We start from the raw sequence: 26334 nt of genomic DNA, 5'->3' as shown, positions 1-26334 counted from the left end.
GCCCCATGAACCACCCCATCGCTATCGTCGGAGCCTCGTGCCGCTACCCGGATGCCGACGGCCTCGACCAGCTCTGGGAGCTGGTGATGGCGGGACGAAAAGCCTTCCGCCCCCTCCCGCGAGCCCGGCTGAACCTCGCCGACTACGCCGAGGGAGAGGTGGACGGCACCTACGCACGGTTCGCCGCCGTGCTGGAAGGGTGGAGCTTCGACCGGACCGAATTCCGCATTCCCGGCTCGGCGCACCGCGTCACCGACACCACACACTGGCTCGCCCTCGACGTCGCGTCAGGCGCACTGGCCGCGGCCGGGTATCCACAAGGGCAAGGTCTCGATCGTGACCGGGTGGGGGTGGTCGTCGGGAATACGATGAACGGTGAGTTCAGTCGCGCCGGAGGGTTGAGACTGCGCTGGCCGTACGTGCGCAGGGTGCTGCAGCAGGCGCTGGCGCAGGAGGGGTGGGACAGGGAACGGCAGGCGGGCTTCGTCGCCGCCTTCGAGCAGGCCTACAAGAGCCCCTTTCCGGAGCCGACCGACGAGTCGCTCGCAGGCGGGCTGTCCAACACCATCGCCGGGCGCATCTGCAACCACTTCGACTTCCACGGCGGCGGCTACACCGTGGACGGCGCCTGCTCCTCTTCGCTGCTGGCGGTCATCACGGCGGCCAATGCGCTGCGGGCCGGTGAGCTGGACGTGGCGATCGCCGGTGGAGTCGACCTGAGCCTGGACCCGTTCGAGCTGGTGGGATTCGCCAGGACGGGCGCGCTTGCCACGACCGAGATGCGGATCTACGACGCGGCGCCGACCGGATTCATCCCCGGCGAAGGGTGCGGCATGGTCGTACTGATGCGCGCAGAGGAGGCATACGCCGCAGGCCACACTCCGCTGGCCGTGATCAGCGGCTGGGGGATCTCCTCCGACGGGCGCGGCGGCATCACCAGGCCGGAGAAGAACGGTCAGCTGCTCGCGGTGGGCCGCGCCTACGAGCAGACCGGGTTCGGCCCGCAGAGCGTGGGCCTGTTCGAAGGGCATGGCACCGGCACCGCCGTCGGAGACGCCGTGGAGATCGCGACCCTGGTCGAAGCGCAACACGGCCTGAGGACGGGACGGGCTGCGGCGCTGGGATCGATCAAGGCCAACATCGGGCACACCAAGGCCGCCGCTGGAATCGCGGGCCTGCTCAAGGCCGCGATGGCGCTGCACCAGCAGGTCATACCGCCTACGACCGGATGCGCGCAGCCGCACGCCACACTGCTGGGCAGCGGTGTCCCCCTGCGGATCGTCGACGAGGCCGAGGTCTGGCCCGACGACATTCCGCTGCGCGCCGGGGTGAGCGCGATGGGGTTCGGCGGCATCAACACCCACATCGTCCTCGAAGCGGCCGACGGCGCTCCCCGCCGCGCGACGGCGAGCACGCCAAGCCGCCCGCTGGACGCCGAGGTGTTCGTCTTCGCGGCCGAAACACGCGACGACCTGCTCGCCCAGCTCGACAGGGCCGCCGAGGTCGCCGCCGTGATGTCGCTGGCCGAACAGATCGATCTGGCCGCCGCGCTGGCACGGGCGGCGGCAGGACGGCTCCGCCCCTTCAGAGCCGCCGTCGTCGCCGCCTCCCCCACGCAACTGCTGCGCAGAGTACGGCAGGCCGCCCGCATGGTGGCGGCCGACGAAGAGGTCACCTTTGTCACGCTCCCTGGCATAGCGGTCGGGACCGGTGCGGCGGGCAGGCTGGGCCTGGTCTTCACCGGCCAGGGAGCGCCTCTCCCGCAAGGACCGGGCGCACTCGGCGCGGTCCTTGCGGGGCTCGACGACCTCTTCGGCAGGGCCGATAATGGCGACCTCGCCGACACGGCCATCGCGCAACCGTCGATCGTCAACGCCTCGATCGCCGGGCTGCGCTGGCTGCGGCGGCTCCGTGTACAGGCCGAAGGCGCGGTCGGCCACAGCCTGGGTGAGATCACCGCTCTGCACTGGGCCGGAGCCCTCGACGCCGAGCAGGCCACTGAGCTGGCGGCGGCCCGTGGGCGGATCATGGCCGAGCACGGCGCTCCCGCCTGCGGCATGCTCGCCCTTGCCGCGGATCAGGAGACGACTCTGCGTCTCATCGACGGCACCGCTCTGGTGATCGCCGCCGACCACGGTCACGCCCAGGTCGTGGCAGGAGCGGACGCCGACCTCGACGCGCTCGTGCGGCGCTGCGCCGAGCTCGGCGTCGGGAGCAGAAGGCTCAAGGTCGGCCACGGCTTCCACTCACCCGCCATGCGAGCAGCCGGGCCGTCACTGGCCGGCCATCTGGAGCACGTCGCCTTCGGTCCGGTAGCACGCTTCGTCCACTCCACGATCACAGGACGGCCACTGTCTCCCGACGCCCACCTCGCCACTCTGCTCACCGAACAGCTGACCGCGCCGGTGCTGTTCCGGCAGGCGGTGCTCAGCCTCGCCGACACGTGTGACCTGCTGGTCGAGGTCGGCCCGGGGCACACTCTGGCAGGGCTGTCGGGCGAGCTGTCGGGCCTGCCGTCCCTGGCGCTGGACGTGGGCTCGCGCTCCGGCGCCGCTCTCGCCGGTGTGGCCGGGGCCCTGCACGCCCTGGGGTCCGCCAGCGATCTTCGCCCCCTGTACGAAGCCCGCTTCCACCGCACGTTCGACCTCTGGCGCGAGCCGCGCTTCCTCACCAACCCCTGCGAGAGTGCCCCAGCCGCGACAGCGTTGCCCACAGCCCCTCCTGACAGTGCTGAGCCTGACAACCGTCCGGCGGCGATCGACGGCGAGCCGCACGCGGTCGTCAGAGACCTGGTGTCGCTCGCACTCGAACTCCCGGCCGAGGCGATAGGCGACGACGATCGCCTGCTCGGTGACCTGCATCTGAACTCGCTGCGCGTCGTGCAACTGGCCTCCCGCGCCGCCGCCGCCTGCGGCAGGGCCGTCCCCCTCGAACCGCTCGTCCTGGCCGACGTCTCGGTGGCCGAGCTGGCCAGACAGATCGCCGCGCTGCCTCCGGCCACCGACCAGGACGAGGAGGAAGGGCCCAACATCGCGGGTGTCGCGCCCTGGCACCGCCTTCTGCGGCTCCGGCTGACGGAGGCCGACCCGGGAGAGGCGGATCGGAGCCTCACCTGGCGGGTGTGCGGCGGAGGTCCGTTGCGCCCACTGGTCCTCACCGGCCTGGCGCTCGACGAGCGGGCCCCTGACGCCGAGGTCCTCTTCCTGCCGGAGAACCCCTCGGACGAGGATGTCGACACGCTCATCGACGTCGCCAGGTCCTCGATCGAGCAAAGGCGGCCGCTGTCCGTCGTCGACCACGGCGACACCGCCTGCGGCTTCGTGGCGACGCTGCGCCAGGAGTACCCCGGCCTCGCTCTGCGATGGATCGGCGTGCGATCGGCCGCAGGCGCCGACGCCGTGCGCCACATCCTCAGCCTGCCCTCTGAGCGGCATCCCGAGCTGGTCGTCGACGAAGCGGGCACACCCCACACGCTCACGTACGAGCCTCTGCCTCACCGCCCGGCCGAGCACGACGCGCTGAACGCCCTCGACCTGGTCCTGATCACGGGCGGCGGCAAGGGCATCGGGTTCCGGACGGCCCTGGCCCTGGGACGCGGCAGCGGCGCCCGGCTCGTTCTGCTCGGCAGAAGCCATCCCGACCAGGACGACGAGCTACGCCGCAACCTCGATGAACTCACCACCGGCGGACTGCGCTACCGCTATGTCCAGGCCGACCTGACCCGGCCGCCATCGTTGCGCCAAGCGCTGGCCGCCGTCGTCGCTCAGGAAGGACCTGTCACCGCGCTCATCCACAGCGGCGGGATCAACGAGCCGCGTCGCTTCAGCGATCTGAGGCCAGGCGATTTCGCCGACCACGCGGCCCCGAAGCACCGGGGGTTGCGGGAGATCCTCACCGTGCTCGACACCACACACCTGCGCCTGCTCGTCACCTACGGATCGGTGATCGGCAGGTTCGGGCTGCCGGGGGAGGCGCACTACGCCCTCGCCAACGGTCGCATGCGCGAGCTGACCCGCGTCCTGGCCAGGGAGCTGCCGCACTGCCGGGTGCACAACATCGACTGGAGCGCCTGGTCGGGAGCCGGAATGGGGGAGCGTCTCGACGTCTTGGACGGTCTGCTGCGATCCGGCGTCGTGCCGCTGCCGGTCGAACAAGGAGTCGGCCTGCTGAACCGCCTGCTGTCCTCCATCACGCCCAGCGGCACCGTGCTGGCCACCGGACGCCTGCCCCAGCTGAACGCCGCCTCACCCGAGCCTCCCACCACCACCTATCTCAGACGCACACGCGCTCACACCCCGGGCATCGAGCTCATAGCCGAGGCCGACCTCGACCTTCAGGCCGATCCCTACCTTCTGGACCACAGGATCGACGGCCTCGTCGTCCTGCCGGCGGTCTGCGCGATGGAGGCGATGGCCGAAGCGGCGACGGCACTGCTCGGCAGGCTCGCAGGCGGCCTGACCGACTGCCGGTTCGACCGCCCGGTGATCATCCCCGACGATGGGAAACGCACGATCAGGATCTGCGCGCTCGCCGACGAGGACGGCAGCGTGCGCGTCGTCATGCGCAGCGACGAGAGCGGCTACGCGATCGACCATTTCTCCGCCCGCGTCCCCGCCCGGCAACCAGTGCACGTCGCCGCCCACCTCGACGGGCCGTCGCAGGCCGTACCCGAGCATCAGGCAGGCGACCTGTACGGCCCCGCCTTCTTCCACGGCCCGCTCTTCCAGCGCCTGCTCGGCTACGAGCATCTGGAGGCGACGTCGTGCACGGCGCTGCTGGACGCCCGGCAGCGCTGGGACGAGGCCATGCCCATGGTCCTCGGCGACCCGACGCTCAACGACGCCACCATCCACGTTCTTCAGGCATGCGTGCCCAACCGGCGGCTGCTGCCGATCGGATGCACGGCCTTCAGCGTCGACACGGCGGCGTTCCCTGCGGAGCGGCTCGTGCTGACCGCCGTCGAACGGGCTCGCCACGGACTTGAACATGTCTACGACGTGACGGTGCGCGACGGCGGCGGCTATCCAGTGGTCAGCTGGCGTGGCCTGCGCCTGCGAGACGTAGGGCCGCTGGAGCCGGCCCTGTGGCCCGCCGTCCTCCTGGGGCCCTACCTGCAGCGCAGCATCGAGGCGCTACTGCCGGACCGCCCGGTGCAGGTTCACGTCACACCGAAACAGGGTGGCAGGAGCGCAGCACGGGGGCAAGGAGCGGGACGCAGTCACCTTGACGACTGGGTGTTGCGGATCGGCGGGGCGGCCGCGCTCGCCTGCGACTGGGAGTGGATCGGCGAGGCGGCCACCGGCGAGCCGTACACCGCCAGGCTGCTGGCAGGCCAGCTCCGGCAGCTCTCCGAGATGACCGGTGAACCCGAGACGCACACGCTCATGCGTCTGTGGACCGTACGCGAATGCCTCTCCAAACGGGGGCAGGCCGTGGCGCAGGCGCCGGTGACCGTCCAGGGCGTCTTCGAACAGGGGTGGGTCCTCATGCGCTGTGGAACCGACCAGATCGCCTCTGTTGTCCTGCGGGTCGAGGGGGCCGTCCTGCCGATCGCCGTCTCGGTCATGGTGAAGGGAGCCGCATGAGACAGCACTTTGTCTACGACCACACCGTCACGTTCGCCGACACCAATCTGGTGGGGAACGTCTACTTCGCCAACTACCTGATGTGGCAGGGCGCCTGCAGGGAACGGTTCCTGGCCGAGCACGCCCCCGGAGTCGTGGAACGGCTGACGCACGACCTGGCGCTCGTCACCGTCTCGTGCTCGTGCGAGTACTTCGCCGAGCTGCTGGCCTTCGACCACGTCTCGGTCCGTATGTCGCTGCACGGCATCGACGTCAACCGTATCGCCATGGGCTTCGACTACATCCGGCTCAACTCGGGGCCGGGTCAGCTTGTCGCAAGAGGCGCGCAGACGGTGGCGTGCATGAAACGCGTCGAAGGCGACCTGGTCTCCATCGACGTTCCGGCCGAGTTGCTGCAGGCGCTCGAAGCCTACGTACGGCCGTAGTACGACCTCAACACCAGCGGGGGAGCGCCCATGGCAGAAGAGTCCCGGCAGCCGGATCCGCCCACGTTCGGCGTGGTGGGCTGCGGTCCCATGGGGGCGGCGATCGCCGAACTTCTGAGCGGCGGCGGCTTCCCCGTGTACCTGGCGGGCGGCAGGCGCAGAACGGCGGGCCGCCTTGCCGAGCTCCTCCCGCACACGGTCGCAGCTCCGCTGGAGACGCTTGCACGGCACTCCGACATTGTGGTCCTGGCCACGGGTCTCACGGTGAGCCGCACCGAGATCGCACCCCGCGTTCAGCACAGCCTCGCAGGCAAGGTGTTGCTCGACGTCTCCAACCCGGTGCCCGGCGACCTGTCGGCGTCCGGTCATGCCTCGGCCGCCGAGGCGCTGGCCGAGGCGTTCCCCAAGAGCACGGTCGTCAAGGCGCTCAATTGTGTCTCGGCCAGACGGCTGCGGCTGTTGCGCCGCGGGGACCTCTCACCGACGATCCCCATCGCCGGGGACGACCTTGAGTCCAAGCAGTACGTGACGGCCGTGCTGCATCGGCTCGGGCTCGACGTCGCCGACGCCGGGCCGCTGAGTCACAGCCGGTGGATCGAAGGCCTGGCCGAACTGCTGCGCAGGGTGGGCAGCGAGGAAGGCCTGGGGGACGCGGTCGGCTTCCGCCTGCTGCGCCTTGAACACATCGACGCCCATGAGTGGAGAAAGGAGCAGTGCACGTGACGAGTACACAGGCACAGAGCACCGCCTTACCCGCGGTGCCGGCACGGCGCGGGCTGGTGATCGGGCTGAGTGTCCTGGCCGGATTCGTCCTGACCGTTCTGTGGTCGGCCCCCTTCGTCGACCGGGTGATCGGCGACGGCGTCACCAGCGCCATCATCGGTCACGAGGCAACCGGCGCCCCCATCGCGGGGATCGTCTCAGGTGCCGTCTTCGCCTTCGCCAGCGGGCTCGGCGGCACGTTCACCGCCTGCAACATCGCCGCGCTCGGCGCCGTGGCCCCACTCCTGGGCCACAGACAGTCGATCAGAGGACGGATCGCACAGGCCCTGCCGCCCCTGGGCTGGCTGGTGGCCGGAATGGCCGCGGTCTCCGCCCTGTACGGCGTCGTCGCAGCCCAGTTCGGGACCCGGATGCCGCAGTACTCCACCGCCGCGGCTGCCGCCGGTGCGCTCTCTCCCAGGCTCGTCCAGTCCATGGTCGTTTTCGGGGTGATCGGCCTGGTGCCGTGCTATCTGGGGCTGGCAGCCCTCGGCGTGGTGAAGGACCCACTGGCCAGACTGTCGCAGCGCCGTCCGAACGCCCGATCGGTCCTCATGGGTGTCCTCATCGGCGCATTCCTCATCGGCAGGCCGTTCGGGCTGTACCGGCAGCTGTTCCGCGACGTCGCCGACAGCCGCAACCCGTGGTACGGCGCCGCGTCCTTCGTCCTGCAGTCGCTCGGCAACATCGTCGTGCTGTCGATCCTCTTCATCCTGCTCGCGGTCGTGGTCGGCGGCAGGATCCAGCGCTGGTTGACGGCCAGGCCAGGCCGGGCAGCCGCCGTCACCGCCTCGGCGCTCCTCGTCGCGGGCGTCTTCACCTTCCTGTACTGGGACGTCCGGCTCCTCGCCAGGACCGGCGTCATCTGGTACCCGATCGTCAGTTGGTACTCGCCATGACCATGAGCCTGCAGTCGACCGCACTCAACCACCGCTACCACCGGCTCGCCCTCGGCGCCTACTTCGTGATCGTCGTGGCGCATTGGGCCGAGCACATCGCCCAGGCCGTCCAGATCTACGTCTTCAACTGGCCGATCCCCGAGGCAAGAGGGGTCCTCGGCCTGCCCTTCCCCTGGCTGGTGTCGTCGGAGTGGATGCACTACGGCTACGCCCTGCTCATGCTCATCGGGCTCATCCTGCTCAGGCCCGCGTTCGTGGGGCGGGCCAGGACGTGGTGGAGCATCTCGCTCTGGATCCAGGTCTGGCACCACATGGAGCATCTTCTGCTGCTCCTGCAGGCGCTGACGGGCAACAACCTGGTAGGCAAACCCGTGCCGACCAGCCTTATCCAGCTCCTGATCCCCAGGGTGGAGCTCCACCTGTTCTACAACGGCCTGGTCTTCATCCCCATGGTCGTGGCCATCATCCTGCACCAGCGACCCAACGCCGCCGAACGCGCCCTGATGTCGTGCACCTGCGCCGGAGCGCTGACGCGGGCCCGCTGATCGGGGTACACACCTTCACGTGCCCATCCATCTGCCAGCACCGTGCGTGATCGTCCTCGTGGGCCCCGGCGCAGCCGGGAAGTCCACGTGGGCGGCCACGCATTTCCAGCCCGGCCAGATCGTCTCCAGCGACCGGCTGCGCGCCGTGGTCGGCGAAGGCGAGGACGACCTCGGTGCGAGCGCCGACGCGTTCGCCCTGCTGGAGGAGGTGGTGAGCCGCCGTATGGCCAGGCGGCTCACCACGGTGATCGACACACTCGGCCTGGACGCGGGGCGCCGTAGCCGATGGCGCGAGCTGGCGGGGCGGCACAACCTGCCGTGTGTGGCGGTGGCGTTCGACACTCCCGCCGCCGAATGCCGTGCCCGCAACCGCGCCCGTGGCAAACCCATCCCCGCCGCCGCCTTGACCGCGCAGCTGCGCGCCTGGGCACAGGCGCGCGACGGCTTGGCCGAAGAGGGCTTCGAGCAGGTCCTCACCCCAGAGCCGGTCAGGGTGGTGGCCCCGTCCTTCGCCGGAGCCCAGGCCGCATCCCGACGTCAGAGCGACCGCCCTGCCTCCTTGCGCTTCGGGCTGCACCTGGGGCGATTCGCCTTCGCCGGTGGAACGGCCGCCCTGGGCGCGGATCTTCGGCAGATCGCCGCAGCCGCGGAGGACACCGGATTCGACGCCATCTACACCATGGATCACTTCCGGCAGATTCCGCAGCTGGGCCGCCCCTGGGAGGACTTTCCCGAGAGCTACACCACGCTCGCCTTCCTGGCAGCCTGCACCGAGCGGGTGAAGCTCGGCGCCCTCGTCACCGGCATCACCTACCGCAACGTCGCCCACCTCGGCAAGATGATCGCCACCCTCGACGTGCTCAGCCAGGGCAGGGCGGTGTGCGGGCTCGGCCTGGCCTGGCACCGTGAGGAACATCTCGCCTACGGCTGGGAGTTTCCCTCCGTCTCGCGGCGCTACGCCCTGCTGGAGGACGCCCTGCGCCTGCTGCCCGTGCTGTGGGGGCCCGGAGCCAAGCCGTTCAAGGGGGAGGTGCTCGACGTCCCTGAGACCCTCTGCTATCCCCGCCCGCTGCAGGAGGCTGTGCCGATCCTCGTCGGAGGGGGAGGCGAGCGCCGTACCCTGCGACTGGCGGCCAGGTACGGCACGGCGGCCAATGTCATGGGCGACCTGGCCACCGTCCGCCGCAAAGCCGCCGTCCTGGCAGAGCACTGCGCAGAGGCGGGTCGCACGGTCGAGCTCACCCATTTGTCGACCGTGCTGGCCGGCACCGATGATCGGCACGTGGCCGAGCTGGTCGAGGGGCTGAGACCTCGGGGGATGGGCGCGGCCCGGTTCGCGGCGTCGGTGAACGCGGGAACCGTGGCCGACCACATCGGAAGATGCAGGGAACTGGCGGATGCCGGAGTGAGCGAGATGATGATCCGCCCAGCCGACCTGCGAGATCTGGGAGCGCTGCGCACCTGGGGTGAGGTGATCGCCGCCTTCCACTGACGAGGGCGTATGGCCATGCGGCTACATATGACATCGATGATCGTTAAGATACCGGGCGGCGTACTTGTCAGGGCACGGCGAATCCTGTTCAACCCACGACAATCGGATGGGAACCATCGAGATGCTCGCCCGAAGAATGCTCGTTGTTCTCCTGTTCGCCGTGGTCGCCTGCGCTCCTGGCGCGTCGCCGAGCAGCCCTGCTGCCGTCGTCTCAGCCTCCCCTGTGGCCACGGTCGCGGCAACCGTCCGGTGTGATGCGTCGGTCGGTGGCGAGTCGGCTCCTCCAGCGGGGTTCGAGGTCGTCGACGACGCGGTGGCACTGCCGACGAGCCAGGCTAGGCCGCGGGCACTGCAGGTCGGGAAGGCAGAGCTGCGCGATGGGAAAGCGGGCTTGTTCGCCAAGCAAGGGCTGCTCGTGCGGCGAGATCGGCTGGTCGAGGTGATAGTGCCGGAAGATCTCCGGGATGAGTTGTGGATGGAGTGGGGCAGCCCCGAGCCGCCGAGCGAACATGTGGTGGTGGACCACTGCAGCGGCGACGACGAATGGCTGGCGTTCACAGGCGGCTACACCGTCCGGCGCGCCGCCTGCCTTCCAGTGGAGGTTCGCGTCGGGAATGGCCCCACACGGCAAGTGCGCATCGGTATCGGGGCCCCGTGTCCTGGGCAGCTGCCCGCCCCACGGCTCTGACGGAAGAGCGCATGATGAGGTGGCAGGTTGCGGGCGCCGCAGGTCTATCTCTTGTGCTCGCCGCGGCCGTCTGGCGATACCGGCCGGCCGTATATCGGGTGGAGGGCCCCTCCATGTCTCCCGCCCTGCCTTCGGGGTCGTTGGCTCTGGGCGTCCGCACCACTGTCGTACGCCGCGGGGATATCGTGGTCATCCTCGACCCGGTCTATTCACGGCTTGCCATCAAACGTGTAGACGCCATCCGTGACGGTGATGAACTGTGGCTCCTCGGGGACAACGCGCGGAGAAGCGCCGACAGCCGCGCCTGGGGGTGGATCCACCGCAGTGAGGTAATCGCTCGTGTGGTCGCGATCAGCCGCTCAGAAGGCTGATCCCGGCCAGCAGAGCGGCCAAGGCGTAGCCTTCGCGCAGCCGCCTCGCCAGAGGCATCAGCACCGGCAACGACGACGAAACCGGGCGTTCGCCCAGCCAAAGCAGGGATCCGATTACCGTTGCGCTGAAGCCCAGGCCATACAACCATCCAATGTGGAAGGGAATGAGCCCCAGATAGACCGCCACCAGGCACAGCCAGATCGCCGATGTCATCCGGAACGTCGTGATGCCTGTGCCGATGTCGAATCCCCAGAAGAACGCGGTGACTGCTGGACGCCGCATGTTTCTGCCCCAGCGCTGCGGAGTCTGCCGTGACAGCCCCAGACGTAGCGCTGTTCCCGCTCGCAACGCGGTCACGTCGAAAACCAGGAGCATGAGAAGCGCAGTGAGGAAAAGCCATATCTTCGTCGCCTCGGGAAGCTCTTGCCCGCCGGTCAGTCGTCCTGCGACGCCGATGCCGACGACGACGACGGCTGAGCCCGCCAGGAAGCCTGATGCGAGTCCGACGAGCCAAGACCACGCGTCCCTGCGCTCGTCTCGATCGCCGCTGACCAGCGGCGACTGGGCTTGGCCCAGCATGGACAGTCCTCAAGGACTGCCGAACTGAGCCGCACCACCGAGCGCGAGCGCAAGGCCGAGCATGATCGATGTCAGCATGTGTACTGCGTGGGATAGTAGGCGGAGCAGGCGAAGTTGCCCTCCCAACAGGTGGCTCCCGAGGTGCACTCCACGCAGCCCCAGATCTTGCCGTTGTAGCAGCAGGTCCACTCCCTACGCCTGTAGCCGGATGGGCAGGTGGAGCCGCAGAAGGGGCCACTGGGATAGACGAGATCACAGCAAACGGGGGCTGCTTCCGCGGTGTACCGCCGCCCGGTGGCCTGCGCGACTTTCTCGACCGCCCAGACTCCCGCCTGGGTCCATTTGTGCGTTGCGTCAAGGACGCGCATGGGAACTCCTCATGTTGAGCAGGGGAGGTTACGTGATCGTGCGTAGCTCGGAGGTCGGTCTGCCATACACGGGCTGGTCAGGTCCATCGCCCCTCAACCAGCGAAGCTCTTCTTCGAGACGGCGTACCGAGGGGACGGTGTGCGCCGCGACCGGCGTCCGGCCGCGAAACCGGATGACAGCCGGGCTGATCGCGACTTCCAGACGTTCGGCAATGCCACCGTCGACGTCACGAATCACACGTTGATCGTTTTGGAGGCCGTAAAGAGACAACCACTGCTCGCCGGATTCCGAGTCACGTTGCTCGAAGATCATCCACACCCCGGGAGGTAGACCGCCTGCGAGTCTCTCGGCGATCTGTCGGCAGGTGGAGCACATCTCGGACAACACCAAGACGATTGATTGGTCGAGACGGTGTATCTCCTCCGGTAATCCGGACCGCAGGGAGAGTTCATCGTCCAGAGAAATGTCGATCGGTGTCAGCAGGTCCATGACTCCGGTCTCGATCCTCAATTGTTCGATCGCGCGATACATCTCGACCAGCGCACTGAGGAGGAGAAAAACGACGATGACGAGCGCGATGACAACGATCCAGACGGCCAGCACCGTCAAATCCCTTCCGACACGATCGGCTGCACAGGCTCATTCAGGCGCAAGACTCGCGCCATTGTGGCTCCACCGCCCGTTGCCAGGCGATCTGTTCGTGAATGAAACATGATTCGAAGCAACGACCACCCGGGAACGGCAAGCAGGAGGAGAACGGCTGCGGCTACAGCGACGGAAACCTGTTGAGAATTGCGGAGCGGCCACGTAGCGATTCCAGCGGCAGCCACAACCCATATCGGCAGTGTGATCAACTGCGACCGGCCGAGAGGACGATTTCTTGTGGTTCCGAAGCACGCGCATTGGATGACGCTGCTCGATCGAATGGCCATCCAACCGGCCCATCCGAAAGCCAGGGCGAGCAGCAGTACCATTACGGCGCCGAGTGACGGCGGCCCGGCGATCACTACCGCTGCCGTTCCGAGCTCTAGGGCGCATACCGCGGCCCAACCCAGACGGGACGTCCAGCGTGTTCGTGCCAGTCGGAGATGGCGCAGAACCTCAAGGAACGGTTCTGCCGCTCGTAGCTTCTCCAGTGCGCCGACGGCCAGGACAACGGCGACCGTCACACGGAGGCCACCTGCCAGACCAGCCGCGACCACCGACTGCAGGGTCATCTCAGGGCCGGGTCACCACGGCGGCGCGCCGTGTTCCCGTTCTATTATTGAAAACGAAGACTTCGCTACGGCCGGGCTCCTGATTGACCACGATGAATGGTTTTGCAACGAGCGGACCTGTTGCCCCGTCGTTCGGGGCGACCAATACGGCGTCGCCCGATTGAAAAGCCCAGTCATGCGGAAAGTCTTGAGCGGGAATGGTCAGCTGTCGGTCGCTGTGACGCAGCTTTACTGTGAGACTCTTGACCGATCCCTCAATGACGTCGCCCATGCCGCCCCGAGGTTCTGACGCGAACGTGCTAGCGTCTGCGACCTTGGAAAGGGCGGCTACAGCAACCCCTATTGTGCCGCCCAGAATCAGGCCTCTGCGACCTAGGTGACGTTTCGTTGGTTCCGGCATGCCCTCACCTCTCTGCAGTTGAAGATCTTCCTTTCGAAGGTAACTTGCCCGGAGGATCCGGGCAAGGTGTGATCCAGGATCAATGAGAATGGGGCGTAGATGAGATTGCGCAGCCGTCATTCCTTACTGAGGGTAGTTTTAGCGGAGAGTTTTCGCCTGACCACTCTCACGTCATGTGAACGGTGAACATGTGGTGCTCGTGGGCTCCGTGACGCGTCGGGTTCCGTTGAGATTTCGATCCGCCGACGCGCACCGCCTTCCCGGGAAGCGGGGCTGGGTCTGCTGGTTGAGCTCTTGGTAGTACGTCAGGCTCGCGCTCAGCGTGCGCGGATCGCGGATGTCCAGGACATCGAGTCCCTTCTGGGTATCTGTGACGTAGATGTACCCGTTGTAGTAGTAGGCCGACCAGGCGCCGCCGAGAAGGAGCTGTGTGGGCGAGAGCGGCCCACGGTCGAAGTAGGCGATCTCGTGGGGGCGGCGGGCATCGGTGAAGTCCCACACCGATACGCCGCCCTGGTACCACGCCTGAACCATGATGTCGCGCCCGAGCACGGGCAGCACCGCCCCGTAGTGCGCCACGCAGTTCTCGGTCGCCGACTGAGGCCGGGGGATCTTGTAGTAGCTCTGCCTGACCATGCTCCGACCTCGGATCGTGTAGATCGCATTGGCCCCCCTGGCGGGGTTGGAGCCTTCGGTGCAGGTGGGAGCGAAGCCTCCGCCCAGTTCGTCGCTGAACACGACCTTGCGGCCGTCGTTGCTGAACACGGCCGAGTGCCAGAAGGCGAAGTTGTCGGTGTCGCGGACGACGCTGAGGACCCGTGGGCGTTCGGGGTCGGCGACGCTCATGAGAATGCCATCGCCCATGCACGCTCCAGCCATGAGATCGCGGGCAGGATAGGCGGTGAGGTCGTGGCAGCCCGAGGTGGGGTACCAGGTATTTCCAGTGCCACCCGGGTTGCCGCCGTCGGGAAAGAGCACCGGTGTCGTGACCACCGCCGCCTGCTGCGGCCGACGCAGCGGAACCCGGACGATGGAGATCTTGTCGTGCGGCGCCCGGCAGGTGGCGGTGTCGGGGCCCGCGAGGTAGGACGACACATAGACGTACACGACATCACGGTTGGCGCCTTTGCCTGGCACGAGCGTATGGGTGTGCGACCCGCAGGCCGTCCTGACCGAGCGGACATAGCGGGGACGGGCCACATCACGGATGTCGAAGATCTTTATGCCCTCCCAAGCCACCGGATCGGCGGGGGCTGCGGAGCTGCTCTGGCAGGAGTCGTCACTACGTGGTTCGTCAGTGGACAGGAACAGCAGGTCCCCGGCAACGGATACGTCGTTCTGGGCTCCGGGGCAGGCCACCTGGGTGACGATCCTGGGGCGTCGCGGGTCTGCGATGTCGTAGACGGTGAAGCCGGCGAAGTTGCCCGCGATCGCGTGGCGACCGGAGAAGGCCAGGTCGGTGGTGGGGGTGAACATGCCGTCGAACGGTGGGGCTTTCGGCAGGTTGGCCACGTGCCGCATGTTGCCACTGATCAGAGGGGTGTTCGCAGGGTTTGCGGCCGCGCCGGTGGCCATCACCACCAGCAGCCCCGTCATCAGGGAGAGCAGTATTCGTCCCCGGCTGGGGCGGTGGGGGCTGTCATTCATCATTCCAGTGGATTACTTTATAAACATATAGTCAACTGCTCACTGGTACGGCCAAGGCAAGGCGCTGAAGAGATGCCAAGCGACAGTTGACGCTTTCGGAAGCCATGACTAACGTTTGAGAGCATGCAGCGGCCTGTGGACATCCAGGTCTGCGGATCGGGGGCGCTGCCCGTCCTGCCAATCTGTCTGGTTGGAGTAGCCATGACCGTCGGTGACAGTTCGTCACAAGGGTTCTCAAGGGCGAGGCAGCGATGGACCCTCGTCCTCGCGTCGTTCGCCTCCTTCATGGTCGGGCTCGATGTGCTCGTCGTGACCACCGCACTGCCCACGCTGCACGAGCAGCTCGGCGCCGGGGTAGCAGGTCTGGGATGGACGGTGAACGCCTACGAGCTGGGCTTCGCCGCCTTCATCCTCACCGGAGCCGCACTCGGTGACCGGTTCGGCCGCCGCGCGCTGTTCGTGGTGGGCATCGCGCTGTTCACGATCAGCTCGGCCCTTTGCGCCATGAGCACGTCGATCGAGACCCTCATCGCCGCACGCGGCCTGCAGGGTATCGGCGGTGGCATCGCCATCGCGCTGGCACTCGCGGTCATCACCGACGCCACGCCGCCGCAGGAGCGAGGGGCGGCCTTCGGTGTCTGGGGCGCGATCTCCGGCGTGGCCGTGGCCGCGGGCCCCCTCGTCGGCGGTCTGATCATCCAGGGCTTCGACTGGCAGTGGATCTTCTGGCTCAACGTCCCCGTGGGCGTCGTCCTCATCGCCTTCAGCTTGATGAAGATCGGCGAGACGCGTGGCCCGGCGCGCGGCATCGACCTGCTCGGGCTGATCCTGTCGACGGTCGGCGTCTTCGGCATCGCTCAGGGGCTGATCCGCGGGGGCGAGGTGGGGTGGACCGAACCGACGGTGCTCGGCGGGCTCGTCGGCGGGCTGGTGGCCCTCGTGCTGTTCGTGGTGTGGCAGACACGAGCCAAGAGCCCGATGATGCCGGTCGGCATGTTCCGCAACCTCAGCTTCACGGGCGGCTGCCTGGCCGGGTTCGTGCTGGCGGCTGCCCTGTACGGCAACGGCTTCGTGTTCGCTCAGTATCTCCAGCTCGCCGAGGGCAACGATCCGCTCGGCGTCGGGATCAGGCTGCTGCCTTGGGTGGGGCTGGCCCTGTTCATCTCGCCGATCGCGGGCAAACTGGCCGACAGCATGGGCGAGCGCCCGCTGGTGATCATCGGTCTGCTGCTGCACGGAATCGGCTTCCTCGCGATCGCCTTGATGGCTTCGGCCGGCATGGGATACGGGCCGATGATCTTCCCGCTGCTGCTGGCGGGCGTCGGCGTGGCCATCGCGTTCCCGACCGTCGCCTCGGCTGTGATGCGCTCGGTCAGCCCGATGGAGACAGGTATAGCGGCAGGCGTCAGCAACACCATCCGCCAGGTGGGCGCCGTGTTCGGTGTCGCCGCCGTGGCCGCGATCTTCACGGCGACAGGGGGCTACGGCACCGATGAGCGCTTCATCGCCGGATTCACCCCCGCCACGATCGCGCTCAGCGTCGTCACCTTCGCGGGTGTCCTGGCCGCGCTGATCATCCGCCGCCCCGCCGAGCAGCCCATGGCCTCACCCGAGATGCAGCCAGGACCGACGACCCCCTGAACCACCCGGTGCGCAGAGCAGGGGAAGGCCGGCGCACCTCCACAGAACCCTCCAACCGTTCGACATCCGTATCCGCGACCGAAAGGAATCATCATGGGCAGCTCCGTAGCCTGGTTCGACCTCACTTCCAAGGACGCGCCAAAGTCCCGCAGCTTCTACAGCGAACTCTTCGGATGGAAGATCGACGTCGACCCGCAGATGAACTACGGCATGGTCGACACCGGTTCCGCCGACGGCGTCCAAGGCGGCATCGGCCAGGCCGGTGACGACGGTCAGGCCGGGCTCGTCATGTACATCGTCGTCGCCGACGCCGAGGCCACGCTCAAGCAGATCGAAGCTCTGGGGGGCGAGCGAGTGAGCTCGCCGTACGAGATTCCCGGCTTCGGGAGCATGGCGACCTTCAAGGACCCCGACGGCCTGGTGGTCGGGCTGTGGCAGCGCTGAGACGCCTGCGGCATGCATCCCGGTGAGATGCGTGAGGAGTCGACGGCAGCCGAACTCGACGTCGTTCTGAGAGCGATCGCGGAGCCCACTCGCCGCGCGATCCTCCACCTCATCGCATCCACCGAACTACCGGCCGGGCAGATCGCCGAGCACTTCGCGGTCACCCGGCCGGCGGTGTCGCAACACCTGAAGGTCCTCAAGCAGGCCGGCCTGATCACCGAGCGGCGCCAGGGCACGCGGCGTCTCTACCGGGCCAGCCCGGCGACGCTCGCCAGGCTGAGGGAGTTCGTCGAGGCCATCTGGCGCGAGGGCTTCGACCTCGCGCGGGAGGTGGCGGAAGACCAAGATCGAAAAATGAATAGCTCAAGGCCGCCCGCGGTCCCCGTGACGCCGGGCGAGGGCGGGGCGGACGACCGCACCGGCCCATGTAGTCCGGGCCCCGGCGCTCACCTCGCCGGGGCCCGACCAAGGAGCGCAGATGGTGGACCGGCTCGGTGTTCGCGCCCGAAAGGTGCTCGTCCTGGCGGAGGAAGAGGCCAGGATGTTCAACCACAACACCATCGGCACCGAGCATCTGCTGCTCGGCTTGGTGCAAGCCGACGGGATCGCCGGGGCTCTGCTGACCGACCTGGAGATCGATCTCGATGCGGTGCACCAGCAGGTGGAGAAGATCGTCGGGCGCGGCATGGTCTCGTCGGCGGGCCGGATACCGCTCAGTGAAGCCTCGGTCGAGTTGCTCAGACGCTCGTCGCTGGAGGCAGGGCGTCTGGGACAGGACGACGTCGACACCGAGCATCTGCTGCTGGGTATGCTCGCCGACGAGGACGGGGCCGCCCTCCTCGTGCTCAAGAGCCTCGGAGCCGACCCTGGGCGGCTACGCGAACGCATCCTCGAACTGCTCGATCAGACGGACCAGACGGTCAGAGTGGTTGCGGGGCCGGTGCGCTCGGCTGACCTGCTGCTGGGCAGGTACGGCCGCAATCTGACCGATGCGGCCCGCGCGGGTGCGCTCGACCCCGTGGTGGACCGCGACGACGAGCTGACCAGGATGGTGCAGATCCTGCTGCGCCGTACCAAGAACAGCCCTGTCCTGCTGGGCGAGCCCGGGGTGGGTAAGACCGCCCTGGTGGAGGCACTGGCGTGCCGTATCGTCGCGGGACAGGTGCCGGAGGACCTGCGAGACAGCCGGCTCTACTCCCTCGACATCGGATCCATGATCGCCGGGACCCGCCGCAGGGGGACGTTCGAGGAGCGCTTCCGTACCGTGCTGCAGGAGGCGGGTGCCGACGGCGGAGTGCTGCTCTTCATCGACGAGCTGCACACGCTGGTCGGCGCGGGCCGGGCCGGCGGCGGGCTGGACGCGGCAGCCATGATCAAACCTATGCTCGCGCGCGGCGAGCTGCGCCTGATCGCGGCCACCACTCCAGAGGAGTACCGCGCGCACATCCTGCGCGATGCCACGCTGGAGCGAAGGTTTCAGCCGGTGCCCGTGGAGGCCCCGAACATCGCGGGCACGATCAGGATCCTCAAACAACTACGCGGCCGCTACGAGGCCCATCATGCCGTCGTCTACACCGATGACGCCCTGGTGGCCGCAGCCCGCCTCACCGACAGGCACGTGACCGGTAGAGCCTTGCCCGACAAGGCCATTGACGCCGTCGACGAGGCGGGAGCGCTGGCACGTATCCGCTACATGGCCACACCTGGTGCTGTGCGCGTCACGCGGCAGCTGATCGCGGAGGTGGTCGCGGCCACGACCGGTATCCCTCTTGAGCAGCTCACCACCAAGGAGATGGCCCGGCTGCGCGGTCTCGACGACGAGCTTCGCAAGCGCGTCGTCGGACAGGACCATGCCATCGCGGCGCTGAGCGCCGCCGTCCGCCGCGGCCGGGCGGGTGTCTCCGCCCCTGACCGGCCGATCGGTTCGCTGCTGTTCGCCGGGCCATCCGGGGTTGGAAAGACGGAGCTGGCCAAAGCCCTGGCCGCCTTCCTGTTCGGCCACGACGACGCCCTGGTACAGATCGACATGAGCGAGTACGGCGAGGAGCACGCCGTCTCCAAGCTTTTCGGAGCGCCACCGGGGTACGCGGGATACGAGGACGGCGGATTACTGACCCGCAAGGTAAGGGAGCGGCCCTACAGCGTCGTGCTGCTGGACGAGATAGAGAAGGCACACCCGGCCGTGCTGGACACCTTGCTGCAGATTCTCGACGAAGGCCGGCTCACATCGGGCGACGGCCGCACGGTCAGGTTCACCGATGCCGTCGTCATCCTGACCACCAACCTCGGCACGAAGGAGGCCATGCGTATGGTGGCGGGCTTCGCTCACGAGGCCGCCAGGCGGGAGAGCACCGAGGTTGTCCGGGCGGAGCTGAGGCGTGTCCTCAGACCGGAGCTGCTCAACCGCCTCGACGACATCCTCGTGTTCGCGCCGCTGGGCCGGCCCGAGCTGGCGGCCGTCGTCGGCCTTCTCATCGGAGAGCTGACACAAAGGCTGCTCGCGGGGACCGGGGCGGAACTGGAAGTCTCGGAGGAGGCCAGAGCCGTCCTGGTAGGCATGTGCCACGATCCGGCACTCGGAGCACGCCCGCTGCGCAGGATCGTCAGGCGTGAGCTGGACGACGTGCTGTCGGCCGAGTTGCTGAACGGCAGGCTCGGCCCTGGTCACAGGGTCGTCGTGCGTGCGGGAGACGCTGGGAGCGGGGCTGCGCTTGCCTTCAGTATTGTCTAGCGTTCACTCCGCGCTGCCGCTGGAGTCGCGCTCGGCCAGCTGACCCAGCGTGGCCAGCCCCGCCGCGTTGACCATGCGGGTCACCCAGTTGAACTGACACGCAGTCCAGACGGCCTCCAGCAGTTGCTCCCGGCTCCAGCCACAGGCACGCGCCTGTTCGAAGTCGGCGTCGGTGATCCGATGGGCGTGGTGGGTGATCGCTCTGGCCAGGCGCAGCAGGGCGCGGGTGGTCTCGGGGAGCGCCATGTCCTCGATCTCGGCGACGCTCAGGCTCTCCCGCAGGCGGGAGTCGGCGCCGACCAGGTCGAGGAAGAGCACGTGAGCGTCGACGCAGTAGTGGCAGGAGATCTCACGGGCCACATAGGCGGCGATCAACTCCTTGGTCTCGCGCTCGATCAGACCGTGGTCGAAGATCGAGCGATATCCGTCCCAGAAGACCTTGAGAAAGTCGGGCCTGGTGCTGACGAGCTTGAAGACATCGGGCACCAGTCCGAGTCCGAAGTGGTCGCGCATTTCCCGGTAGATGTCGGCCGTGACGTCCACGGCCTGGCTCTCCTGCACCACGGGTAGTCGTACGCCGTCGCCGTCCGCTGTCATCTCCGCTCCCGAAAGGTTGAGCGCTCTAGCAATGTTCTATGTATAATTAAAGTACGCCACGCGGTAGGGAGGATGCCATGGCTCATACGCGGCGAATCTACGGCCAGTACTGCGGCCTCGCCTCGGCCCTCGACATCGTGGGCGAGCGCTGGACGCTTCTCATCGTCAGGGAGCTGCTCCTGGGACAGCGCCGTTACGGCGAACTCCTGGCCGAGCTGCCGGGCATCGGCACCAACCTGCTGGCCGAGCGCCTGAAGAACCTCGCCGAGCTGGGCATCGTCACCAAGCCCGAGTCGCGCGAGCACGGCTACGAGCTCACCGAACTCGGAATGCAGCTGCGGGAGCCTGTGCTGATGCTGGCCCGCTGGGGCATGTCCTTCCTCGGCTCGCCCGACGAAGGTCTTGAGGTGCGCCCGCACTGGGGGTTCCTCGCGGTCCAGGCCATGATCGACCGTGCGCGCGCGGGTGAGGTGGACGAGGCCTACCAGTTCCACGTCGACGACATCGTCTTCCACATCGTGGTGGAGGGCGGTGTCCCGCGGGCCGTCGAGGGGTCGTACGCCGGAGAGGCGGCCGTCGTCGCCCGCACGGACGCCAAGACATTCGTCGAGATCGGGGCCAAGCGTCTCAGCCCGTTCGAGGCCCTCGCCTCGGGCAGGCTGTCGCTGGCCGGGGACACCGACGCCGTCGTGCGCTCCAGCGTGCTGCTCGGTCTGATGCCGGCCGCCGCCCCGGCGGCCTCCGGTGCCCGCTGAAGCCAGTCTCACTTGTGAATTAAGTAGCCGATCTCGCTTGCGAGGTCGGCTCTTCGTTGCGGCAGGCCACACGGAGTATCCGTTCTGTCTGCGGGTGTTCTGTTCTGATTGAAGGTGCATCCAGCGGCCAAGGCAATGCTTGACTATATATCTCTAAAGTTGTCTACTTTGAGGAGTTGATAGTACTTCGCCCCGCTTTCGTGGGCCGTACGAGAACGCCCAGTCGACGGCCTGCCGCGGCGGCTTCATGGGTGCACAGCGCCCGCTCCAAAGGAGAGACCATGCCGCATATCGCCATGTCCCCTGAGCTCGCACCTGGCACGCCCGGCCTGTTCCAGTATCGCCCCGAGACCGGCCGCCCTCTGGGCGAACTCGCCGAGGTGCTGCTCCGCAACGCACACTCACTGAGTCGCGGCGACCGCGAGCTCATCGCGGCCTACGTGTCCGTCCTGAACCACTGCACCTTCTGCAGCTCCACTCATTCCGAGGTCAGCGCCGCGCAGATCGAGGGTGGCAGGACGCTGGTCGACAAGGTGATCGACGACCTCGACAGCGCCCCTGTCACTCCCAAGCTCAAGTCCCTTCTCACCATTGCGGGCGCCACTCAGCGCGGCGGCCACGAGGTGACCGAGCCCATGGTCGAGGCCGCCAGGCAGGTCGGCGCGACCGACACCGAGATCCACGACACGGTCCTCATCGCCGCGGCGTTCTGCATGTTCAACCGTTACTGCGACGGGCTCGCCGCCGTTGTGCCGGACGACCCCGCCGCGTACGTCGGAATGGCACAGATGATCATCAACGATGGATACCGGATGTGCGCCCTCGGCCACTAGGCCCGCAGGCGGCGGCCGCCCGGCATGTGAACTCGCGCTGCCGTGGCGGCTGCTCCTTTCTCCAGCCTTTCGCCGCTCATCAGGAAGGGCCGTCATGAGCGCGACCACCCCGCCCCCTGTCCGCCTCACCTCTCTGTCGCCCGGTGCCGGATGCGCCTGCAAACTGCCGCAGGCCGCCCTTGAGCAACTCATGAGCGACTTCGGCTCGCCGCCTGACGCGCAGGAAACCGGCCTGCTCATCGGTCTCGCTCAGGGCGACGACGCAGCGGTCGTCACCTTGGAGACCGGGCAGGCCCTGATTCTCACCACCGATTTCTTCACCCCGATCGTGGACGACCCCTACGACTGGGGGCGCATCGCCGCAGCCAACGCGATGTCCGACGTCTACGCCATGGGGGGGCGCCCCTTGATCGCCGTCAATCTGGCAGCCTGGCCCGGCGACGATCTTCCGCTTGAGATGCTGGCCACCGTCATGCGGGGCGCGATAGCGACGGCCTCGTCCGGTGGGTGCGTGATCGTCGGCGGCCACACCATCTCCGACCCTGTGCCCAAGTACGGCATGGCCGTGCTCGGCCTGGCCGATCCGTCCCGCCTGCTGACCATCGACCGGGCCGCGGTAGGCGACGAACTCGTGTTGACCAAACCGCTGGGGACCGGTGTGGTGGTGACCGCACTGAAGCAAGGGGCGGCAGACCAGGCCGCCGTCGTGGAGGCGGTCGCCTCGATGGTCGCGCTCAACGATGTCGCCGCCGAGGTCGCGCTCGCGACGGGAGTGCGCGCGGCCACCGACGTGACCGGCTTCGGTCTTCTCGGCCACCTGCGCAGAATGCTCAAAGCCAGCGGCGTCGCAGCCGAACTGGACGCGGACAAGGTACCGCTGCTGCCCGACGCCCGCGAACTCGCGGCCAAGGGGCACGTCCCCGGAGGCACGCGGGCCAACATGGACTTCCTCACAGGCCGGGTCAGGATCGACGTGTCGGTCGACGAGGAGGTCTCCATCCTGCTGCACGACGCGCAGACCTCGGGCGGGCTGCTCATGGCGGTGCCGGGGGCATCGAGCGGCATCGTGATCGAGCGGTTGCACGAGCGCGGCGTCGCGGCGGCGGCCGTGGGGCAGGTCGTAGCCGGCCCTGCCGGCCGGATCGATGTGCGAGCCGGAGTGTGAGCCGACCATCGGACGAGGGAGGCGGACAAACCATGAACGCGGATCCGAGACGGGCTCTGCCCAAGATGGACGTCGTCCTGTCGCATCCCCGCATCGCCGATCAAATGCGCACATGGGGCCGGCCGTTGCTGACCGAGATGGCCAGGCGTGCGCTGGAGCAGGCCAGGCGTGCCGTACTGGACGGCCTGCCGCTGCCGCCCTTGGACGACATAGCGGCCTCGGTCAGCACGACCGTCGAGCTGCTGACCGTCGGCCGGGTACGCGCGGTCGTCAACGCGACGGGCGTCGTCCTGCACACCAACCTCGGGCGCGCGCCATTGTCGGAGGCCGCTCGCGCCGCCGTGCTCGCGGCCTCCGGGTACTCCACCGTCGAGTTCGACCTGGAGTCCGGCGGGCGCGGCAAACGGGGGAGCACGGCCAACGCGCTGTTGCGTGAACTCACCGGCGCGGCCGGAGCCATGGCTGTCAACAACGCCGCCGCCGCGCTCTTCCTGGCTCTCGGCGCGTTGGCGCGAGACAGGGAGGTAATCGTCTCGCGTGGGGAGCTGGTGGAGATCGGCGGAGAGTTCCGCATCCCGGCGATCATGGAGGCCGCCGGTGTCCGGCTGGTCGAGGTGGGCTCTACGAACAGGACACATCTGGCCGACTACACCCATGCCGTCAGCGATCGAACCGCGATGATCATGGTGGTGCATCCCTCCAACTACCGTATCGAGGGCTTCACCACCCAGCCGACCATTCCCGCCCTCGTCACACTGGCCCGCAAGGCGGGTGTACCGCTGCTCCACGATCTAGGCTCGGGCCTGATCAGGGGCCGGGTGGGCGACGAACCCACCCTCGAGACCAGCCTCAAGGCCGGGGTCGACCTGGCTGTGTTCTCCGGCGACAAGCTTTTCGGCGGGCCGCAGGCGGGCATCGTCGTCGGCTCCGCCGCCCTCGTCCAGCGCCTGACCCGCCACCCGATCGCCCGTGCTGTCCGGATCGACAAGCTGACGCTGGCCGCCCTGGAGGCCACCGTTCTGTCGCACCTGTCGGGCCGTCGGCATGACCTGCCGGTCCTGCGCATGCTCGCCACCCCGCTGACCGAACTGACCGGGCGAGCCGAACGGCTGGCCGCGGCCGTCGGACCACAGGCGAGAGTACGTCCAGGTGCGAGCATGGTCGGAGGTGGAAGCCTGCCCACCGAACTGCTTCCCACCGCCGTTGTCGAAGTCCGCCCGACAGGCATGACCGAGACCACCCTGGTGTCTAGGTTGCGCGCCTGCGACCCGCCCGTCATCGTTCGGACCGAGCGTGGCAGCGTCGTGATCGACCTGCGCACCGTCCCCCCTGACCACGACGATATCGTCGCGAAGAGCCTGATCGAGGCTCTGTTGTGACGCTTGGTCCCGCCTGAACGTGTCCGAGTCGCGCGGTGGGCGTCCTCGCGTCACACTGGCTCGATGACGGACCGCCAGACGGCTCTCGTTCACGAGATCGCGCGCGATGTGCTCGACTCGGCGGTGGGCCTGGGCGATGTGTTGCGCAAATGTCTGGCCCTCAGCGAGAACGAGCACACACAGGTGTTGCGGCAATGGGCCTCGAAAGAACTGCGAGGCTACAGCGAACTCCAGGAATTGCCGTCGTACAGAGTGCTGCACTCCGCGATCATGATGGACGTGCAATCCGGCGGCTCCCGTGACTTCGGCCTGCCTTCCGCGGAAGAACTGTCCGCACCGGTCAGGGAGGAGATGGCGTATGGGGTCCGCCTCAGGCAGCCGATCGCCGAATTGTCCCGGCTGGCGGAGGACGGCGACGTCAGGGTGAGCCTCACCAGCGCATTAGAGATCTCGCGGGTGATGGCTGCTCGACATCTGCAACGAGAGCAGGCTGTGTATGACGTGTACTGGAAGATCAGCAGCGCTGAGCTGACAGGTGTGCTGGATCAGGTCAGGTCGATGCTGACAGAGCTCGTCGCCCAGGTGCTGATCGCCGCGTCCGATGGGCAGCACGTCCAGCCCGAGGAGTCGAGTAGAGCGATCAGCGTCGCCGTGACCGGACAAGGACACCAGGTCATCCTTCAGATGCCTCGGGCGTCGAGCGGTGGGCTGGCCACCGCAGCTGTTAACACTGCCCCTCAGCAGCATGCGAACAGCCCGGACATGCCGTCGCAGAAGCTGAAGCGCTGGATGAGCGGGACAGGACGATTCGTCGTCGGCCTGGCCACCGTGCTCGCGCTCGTCGTCGCCGTGCTGACCTGGGCGCAGGCGGGATGGCCCTGGTAACGCTACGGAAGGCCATCCGGTGAACAATCGCCAGAAGACTCTGATCCGCGAAATCGGGCAGGACGTCCTGGACCGCTCGGTGGACGTCGCGGACCTGCTGCGCAAGGTTCTGATGCTGGGCAGCCTGGTGCAGTCCGAGAAACTCCGCATCTGGGCGTCCAAGGAGTTACGCGGCTACGGAAGCAATGACGAGCTGCCCGCCTATCGAGTGGTGCTGTGCCCGTTACAGGTGGAGTACGGCCAGCGCCGGACGTTCACTGTGATGCTGGGCGAGCTGACAGGAATGCCCGGTGAAGTCACCGACGCACTGGTTCACGGCTTCGGCATCCGTGAACCGATCGGCCAACTCCTGGCCGACGCCACTGCTCCGGGAGAACTGGACCGGCGCTGGCCGGCGCGAGACGCGGCCACGATCGCAAAGCTCGCGAGTGGCCAGACATCCCTGGCGACGGTCTATGTCACCAGCGTGCACTGGTCAGTGAGCAAGGCGATTCTCTCGGGCGTCCTGGACCAGGTCAGAACCGTGTTGACCGAGTTCGTCGCCGAACTGCTTGCCACCATGCCCGACGAGCCGGGTGTTGCCCTGGTCCAGCACGCCGAAAGCGCCTTGAACCTCGCTGTGCACGGGGAACGACACCAGATCATCCTTCAGATGCCTCAGGCCTCGGAGGGAGGAAGGGCGACCGCGTCGACTGACGGCACCACCTCCACGAGCCTGCGGCCGACGCGCTGGAAGGAGGTCGCCGCTGGTGTGACCGCCTTGGTGATCCTCCTCTTGGTGATCGCGATCTTGAGCAGCGGCTGGCGGCCTTTCTAACTCGCGTTCGCCGGGCCAGGCACAGGCCGAGATTCTCGCAAGCCCGAGTGCGAGCCGCCTGTTGAACCGTAGGCTCCAGTAACGGGTTCGTCCCCATCCGTTAGGGA

The 26334-nt window shown here is 67.7% G+C and carries 23 protein-coding genes and 1 pseudogene; 18 read left to right on the top strand and 6 right to left on the bottom strand.

Annotated elements, in window-relative coordinates:
* Positions 1–5: 5 nt before the first annotated feature.
* The 8 genes from ACTWNK_RS22525 to ACTWNK_RS22490 all read left to right on the top strand — a co-directional run bounded on the left by ACTWNK_RS22525 (position 6) and on the right by ACTWNK_RS22490 (position 10767).
* Positions 6–5585, top strand: a complete 5580-nt coding sequence (locus ACTWNK_RS22525; protein WP_474306446.1) for a type I polyketide synthase — start codon at positions 6–8, stop codon at positions 5583–5585.
* Positions 5582–6010, top strand: a complete 429-nt coding sequence (locus ACTWNK_RS22520; protein ID WP_474306445.1) for an acyl-CoA thioesterase — start codon at positions 5582–5584, stop codon at positions 6008–6010. Before ACTWNK_RS22525 ends, ACTWNK_RS22520 begins: the two co-directional genes overlap by 4 nt.
* A gap of 30 nt (positions 6011–6040) precedes the next feature.
* Positions 6041–6733: an NADPH-dependent F420 reductase gene (locus ACTWNK_RS22515; RefSeq protein ID WP_474306444.1), complete on the top strand. Its 693-nt coding sequence runs from the start codon at positions 6041–6043 to the stop codon at positions 6731–6733.
* Entirely contained in the window at positions 6730–7671 is a 942-nt protein-coding gene (locus ACTWNK_RS22510) for a hypothetical protein (protein ID WP_474306443.1), read from the top strand. Before ACTWNK_RS22515 ends, ACTWNK_RS22510 begins: the two co-directional genes overlap by 4 nt.
* On the top strand, positions 7668–8216 hold the full coding sequence (locus ACTWNK_RS22505; RefSeq protein ID WP_474306442.1) for a hypothetical protein: 549 nt from the start codon (positions 7668–7670) through the stop codon (positions 8214–8216). Before ACTWNK_RS22510 ends, ACTWNK_RS22505 begins: the two co-directional genes overlap by 4 nt.
* 46 nt (positions 8217–8262) lie before the next feature.
* Complete coding sequence (locus ACTWNK_RS22500; RefSeq protein ID WP_474306441.1) at positions 8263–9708, top strand: LLM class flavin-dependent oxidoreductase; 1446 nt, start codon at positions 8263–8265, stop codon at positions 9706–9708.
* A gap of 106 nt (positions 9709–9814) precedes the next feature.
* Positions 9815–10396: a hypothetical protein gene (locus ACTWNK_RS22495; protein WP_474306440.1), complete on the top strand. Its 582-nt coding sequence runs from the start codon at positions 9815–9817 to the stop codon at positions 10394–10396.
* Between the two features lie 11 nt (positions 10397–10407).
* Positions 10408–10767 carry a S26 family signal peptidase gene (locus ACTWNK_RS22490; RefSeq protein ID WP_474306439.1) on the top strand — a complete coding sequence of 120 codons (360 nt, stop codon included), beginning with the start codon at positions 10408–10410 and terminating at the stop codon, positions 10765–10767.
* Here ACTWNK_RS22490 and ACTWNK_RS22485 read toward each other — a convergent pair.
* The 5 genes from ACTWNK_RS22485 to ACTWNK_RS22465 form a co-directional block, all read right to left on the bottom strand.
* Entirely contained in the window at positions 10748–11347 is a 600-nt protein-coding gene (locus ACTWNK_RS22485) for a hypothetical protein (protein ID WP_474306438.1), read from the bottom strand. The two genes, ACTWNK_RS22490 and ACTWNK_RS22485, sit on opposite strands and share 20 nt — an antisense overlap.
* Before the next feature lie 396 nt (positions 11348–11743).
* Positions 11744–12319, bottom strand: coding sequence for a hypothetical protein (locus tag ACTWNK_RS22480; protein ID WP_474306437.1), 576 nt, complete (start codon positions 12317–12319; stop codon positions 11744–11746).
* Between the two features lie 2 nt (positions 12320–12321).
* A complete protein-coding gene (locus tag ACTWNK_RS22475) occupies positions 12322–12933 on the bottom strand; it encodes a MauE/DoxX family redox-associated membrane protein (RefSeq protein WP_474306436.1) in 612 nt (203 codons plus the stop codon).
* A gap of 1 nt (position 12934) precedes the next feature.
* Positions 12935–13204, bottom strand: coding sequence for a hypothetical protein (locus tag ACTWNK_RS22470; protein WP_474306435.1), 270 nt, complete (start codon positions 13202–13204; stop codon positions 12935–12937).
* Positions 13205–13504: 300 nt separating this feature from the next.
* Complete coding sequence (locus ACTWNK_RS22465) at positions 13505–14929, bottom strand: LVIVD repeat-containing protein (RefSeq protein ID WP_474306434.1); 1425 nt, start codon at positions 14927–14929, stop codon at positions 13505–13507.
* Positions 14930–15181: 252 nt separating this feature from the next.
* On the opposite strand from ACTWNK_RS22465, the gene ACTWNK_RS22460 reads away from it, so the two are divergent.
* From ACTWNK_RS22460 to ACTWNK_RS22445, 4 genes and pseudogenes are all read left to right on the top strand, one after another.
* A complete protein-coding gene (locus ACTWNK_RS22460) occupies positions 15182–16621 on the top strand; it encodes a DHA2 family efflux MFS transporter permease subunit (protein WP_474306433.1) in 1440 nt (479 codons plus the stop codon).
* Positions 16622–16714: 93 nt separating this feature from the next.
* Complete coding sequence (locus ACTWNK_RS22455) at positions 16715–17065, top strand: VOC family protein (RefSeq protein WP_474306432.1); 351 nt, start codon at positions 16715–16717, stop codon at positions 17063–17065.
* A 12-nt stretch (positions 17066–17077) separates the two neighbouring features.
* Positions 17078–17332 (top strand): annotated as a pseudogene (locus ACTWNK_RS22450) (ArsR/SmtB family transcription factor); the annotation flags it as partial.
* Between the two features lie 211 nt (positions 17333–17543).
* Complete coding sequence (locus tag ACTWNK_RS22445) at positions 17544–19796, top strand: ATP-dependent Clp protease ATP-binding subunit (RefSeq protein WP_474306431.1); 2253 nt, start codon at positions 17544–17546, stop codon at positions 19794–19796.
* 3 nt (positions 19797–19799) lie between these two features.
* Here ACTWNK_RS22445 and ACTWNK_RS22440 read toward each other — a convergent pair whose 3' ends face one another.
* Entirely contained in the window at positions 19800–20393 is a 594-nt protein-coding gene (locus tag ACTWNK_RS22440; protein WP_474306430.1) for a carboxymuconolactone decarboxylase family protein, read from the bottom strand.
* Positions 20394–20470: 77 nt separating this feature from the next.
* On the opposite strand from ACTWNK_RS22440, the gene ACTWNK_RS22435 reads away from it, so the two are divergent.
* The 6 genes from ACTWNK_RS22435 to ACTWNK_RS22410 all read left to right on the top strand — a co-directional run bounded on the left by ACTWNK_RS22435 (position 20471) and on the right by ACTWNK_RS22410 (position 26227).
* Positions 20471–21148 carry a winged helix-turn-helix transcriptional regulator gene (locus ACTWNK_RS22435; RefSeq protein ID WP_474306429.1) on the top strand — a complete coding sequence of 226 codons (678 nt, stop codon included), beginning with the start codon at positions 20471–20473 and terminating at the stop codon, positions 21146–21148.
* Positions 21149–21429: 281 nt separating this feature from the next.
* Positions 21430–21981, top strand: a complete 552-nt coding sequence (locus ACTWNK_RS22430; RefSeq protein WP_474306428.1) for a carboxymuconolactone decarboxylase family protein — start codon at positions 21430–21432, stop codon at positions 21979–21981.
* A gap of 94 nt (positions 21982–22075) precedes the next feature.
* Entirely contained in the window at positions 22076–23146 is a 1071-nt protein-coding gene (gene selD, locus ACTWNK_RS22425) for a selenide, water dikinase SelD (RefSeq protein WP_474306427.1), read from the top strand.
* Positions 23147–23178: 32 nt separating this feature from the next.
* A complete protein-coding gene (selA, locus tag ACTWNK_RS22420; protein WP_474306426.1) occupies positions 23179–24525 on the top strand; it encodes an L-seryl-tRNA(Sec) selenium transferase in 1347 nt (448 codons plus the stop codon).
* 63 nt (positions 24526–24588) lie between these two features.
* Positions 24589–25410, top strand: coding sequence for an AbiTii domain-containing protein (locus ACTWNK_RS22415; RefSeq protein WP_474306425.1), 822 nt, complete (start codon positions 24589–24591; stop codon positions 25408–25410).
* 19 nt (positions 25411–25429) lie between these two features.
* Positions 25430–26227 (top strand): AbiTii domain-containing protein, encoded by a 798-nt coding sequence (locus ACTWNK_RS22410; RefSeq protein ID WP_474306424.1) that lies wholly within the window; start codon positions 25430–25432, stop codon positions 26225–26227.
* Positions 26228–26334 lie beyond the last annotated feature (107 nt).

The sequence above is a fragment of the Nonomuraea sp. IBHARD001 genome, from assembly GCF_056106265.1.
The sequence above is the reverse complement of the archived record's forward strand: the minus strand, read 5'-3'. Positions and strand labels throughout refer to the sequence as shown.

Excerpts from the sequence above, each read along its gene's own strand:
- ACTWNK_RS22525 (WP_474306446.1), top strand. The coding sequence starts at position 6 with ATGAACCACCCCATCGCTATCGTCGGAGCCTCGTGCCGCTACCCGGAT.
- ACTWNK_RS22520 (WP_474306445.1), top strand. The coding sequence starts at position 5,582 with ATGAGACAGCACTTTGTCTACGACCACACCGTCACGTTCGCCGACACC.
- ACTWNK_RS22515 (WP_474306444.1), top strand. The coding sequence starts at position 6,041 with ATGGCAGAAGAGTCCCGGCAGCCGGATCCGCCCACGTTCGGCGTGGTG.
- ACTWNK_RS22505 (WP_474306442.1), top strand. The coding sequence starts at position 7,668 with ATGACCATGAGCCTGCAGTCGACCGCACTCAACCACCGCTACCACCGG.
- ACTWNK_RS22495 (WP_474306440.1), top strand. The coding sequence starts at position 9,815 with ATGGGAACCATCGAGATGCTCGCCCGAAGAATGCTCGTTGTTCTCCTG.
- ACTWNK_RS22490 (WP_474306439.1), top strand. The coding sequence starts at position 10,408 with ATGATGAGGTGGCAGGTTGCGGGCGCCGCAGGTCTATCTCTTGTGCTC.
- ACTWNK_RS22485 (WP_474306438.1), bottom strand. The coding sequence starts at position 11,347 with ATGCTGGGCCAAGCCCAGTCGCCGCTGGTCAGCGGCGATCGAGACGAG.
- ACTWNK_RS22475 (WP_474306436.1), bottom strand. The coding sequence starts at position 12,933 with ATGACCCTGCAGTCGGTGGTCGCGGCTGGTCTGGCAGGTGGCCTCCGT.
- ACTWNK_RS22470 (WP_474306435.1), bottom strand. The coding sequence starts at position 13,204 with ATGGGCGACGTCATTGAGGGATCGGTCAAGAGTCTCACAGTAAAGCTG.
- ACTWNK_RS22465 (WP_474306434.1), bottom strand. The coding sequence starts at position 14,929 with ATGACGGGGCTGCTGGTGGTGATGGCCACCGGCGCGGCCGCAAACCCT.
- ACTWNK_RS22460 (WP_474306433.1), top strand. The coding sequence starts at position 15,182 with ATGACCGTCGGTGACAGTTCGTCACAAGGGTTCTCAAGGGCGAGGCAG.
- ACTWNK_RS22455 (WP_474306432.1), top strand. The coding sequence starts at position 16,715 with ATGGGCAGCTCCGTAGCCTGGTTCGACCTCACTTCCAAGGACGCGCCA.
- ACTWNK_RS22445 (WP_474306431.1), top strand. The coding sequence starts at position 17,544 with ATGGTGGACCGGCTCGGTGTTCGCGCCCGAAAGGTGCTCGTCCTGGCG.
- ACTWNK_RS22440 (WP_474306430.1), bottom strand. The coding sequence starts at position 20,393 with ATGACAGCGGACGGCGACGGCGTACGACTACCCGTGGTGCAGGAGAGC.
- ACTWNK_RS22435 (WP_474306429.1), top strand. The coding sequence starts at position 20,471 with ATGGCTCATACGCGGCGAATCTACGGCCAGTACTGCGGCCTCGCCTCG.
- ACTWNK_RS22430 (WP_474306428.1), top strand. The coding sequence starts at position 21,430 with ATGCCGCATATCGCCATGTCCCCTGAGCTCGCACCTGGCACGCCCGGC.
- selD (WP_474306427.1), top strand. The coding sequence starts at position 22,076 with ATGAGCGCGACCACCCCGCCCCCTGTCCGCCTCACCTCTCTGTCGCCC.
- selA (WP_474306426.1), top strand. The coding sequence starts at position 23,179 with ATGAACGCGGATCCGAGACGGGCTCTGCCCAAGATGGACGTCGTCCTG.
- ACTWNK_RS22415 (WP_474306425.1), top strand. The coding sequence starts at position 24,589 with ATGACGGACCGCCAGACGGCTCTCGTTCACGAGATCGCGCGCGATGTG.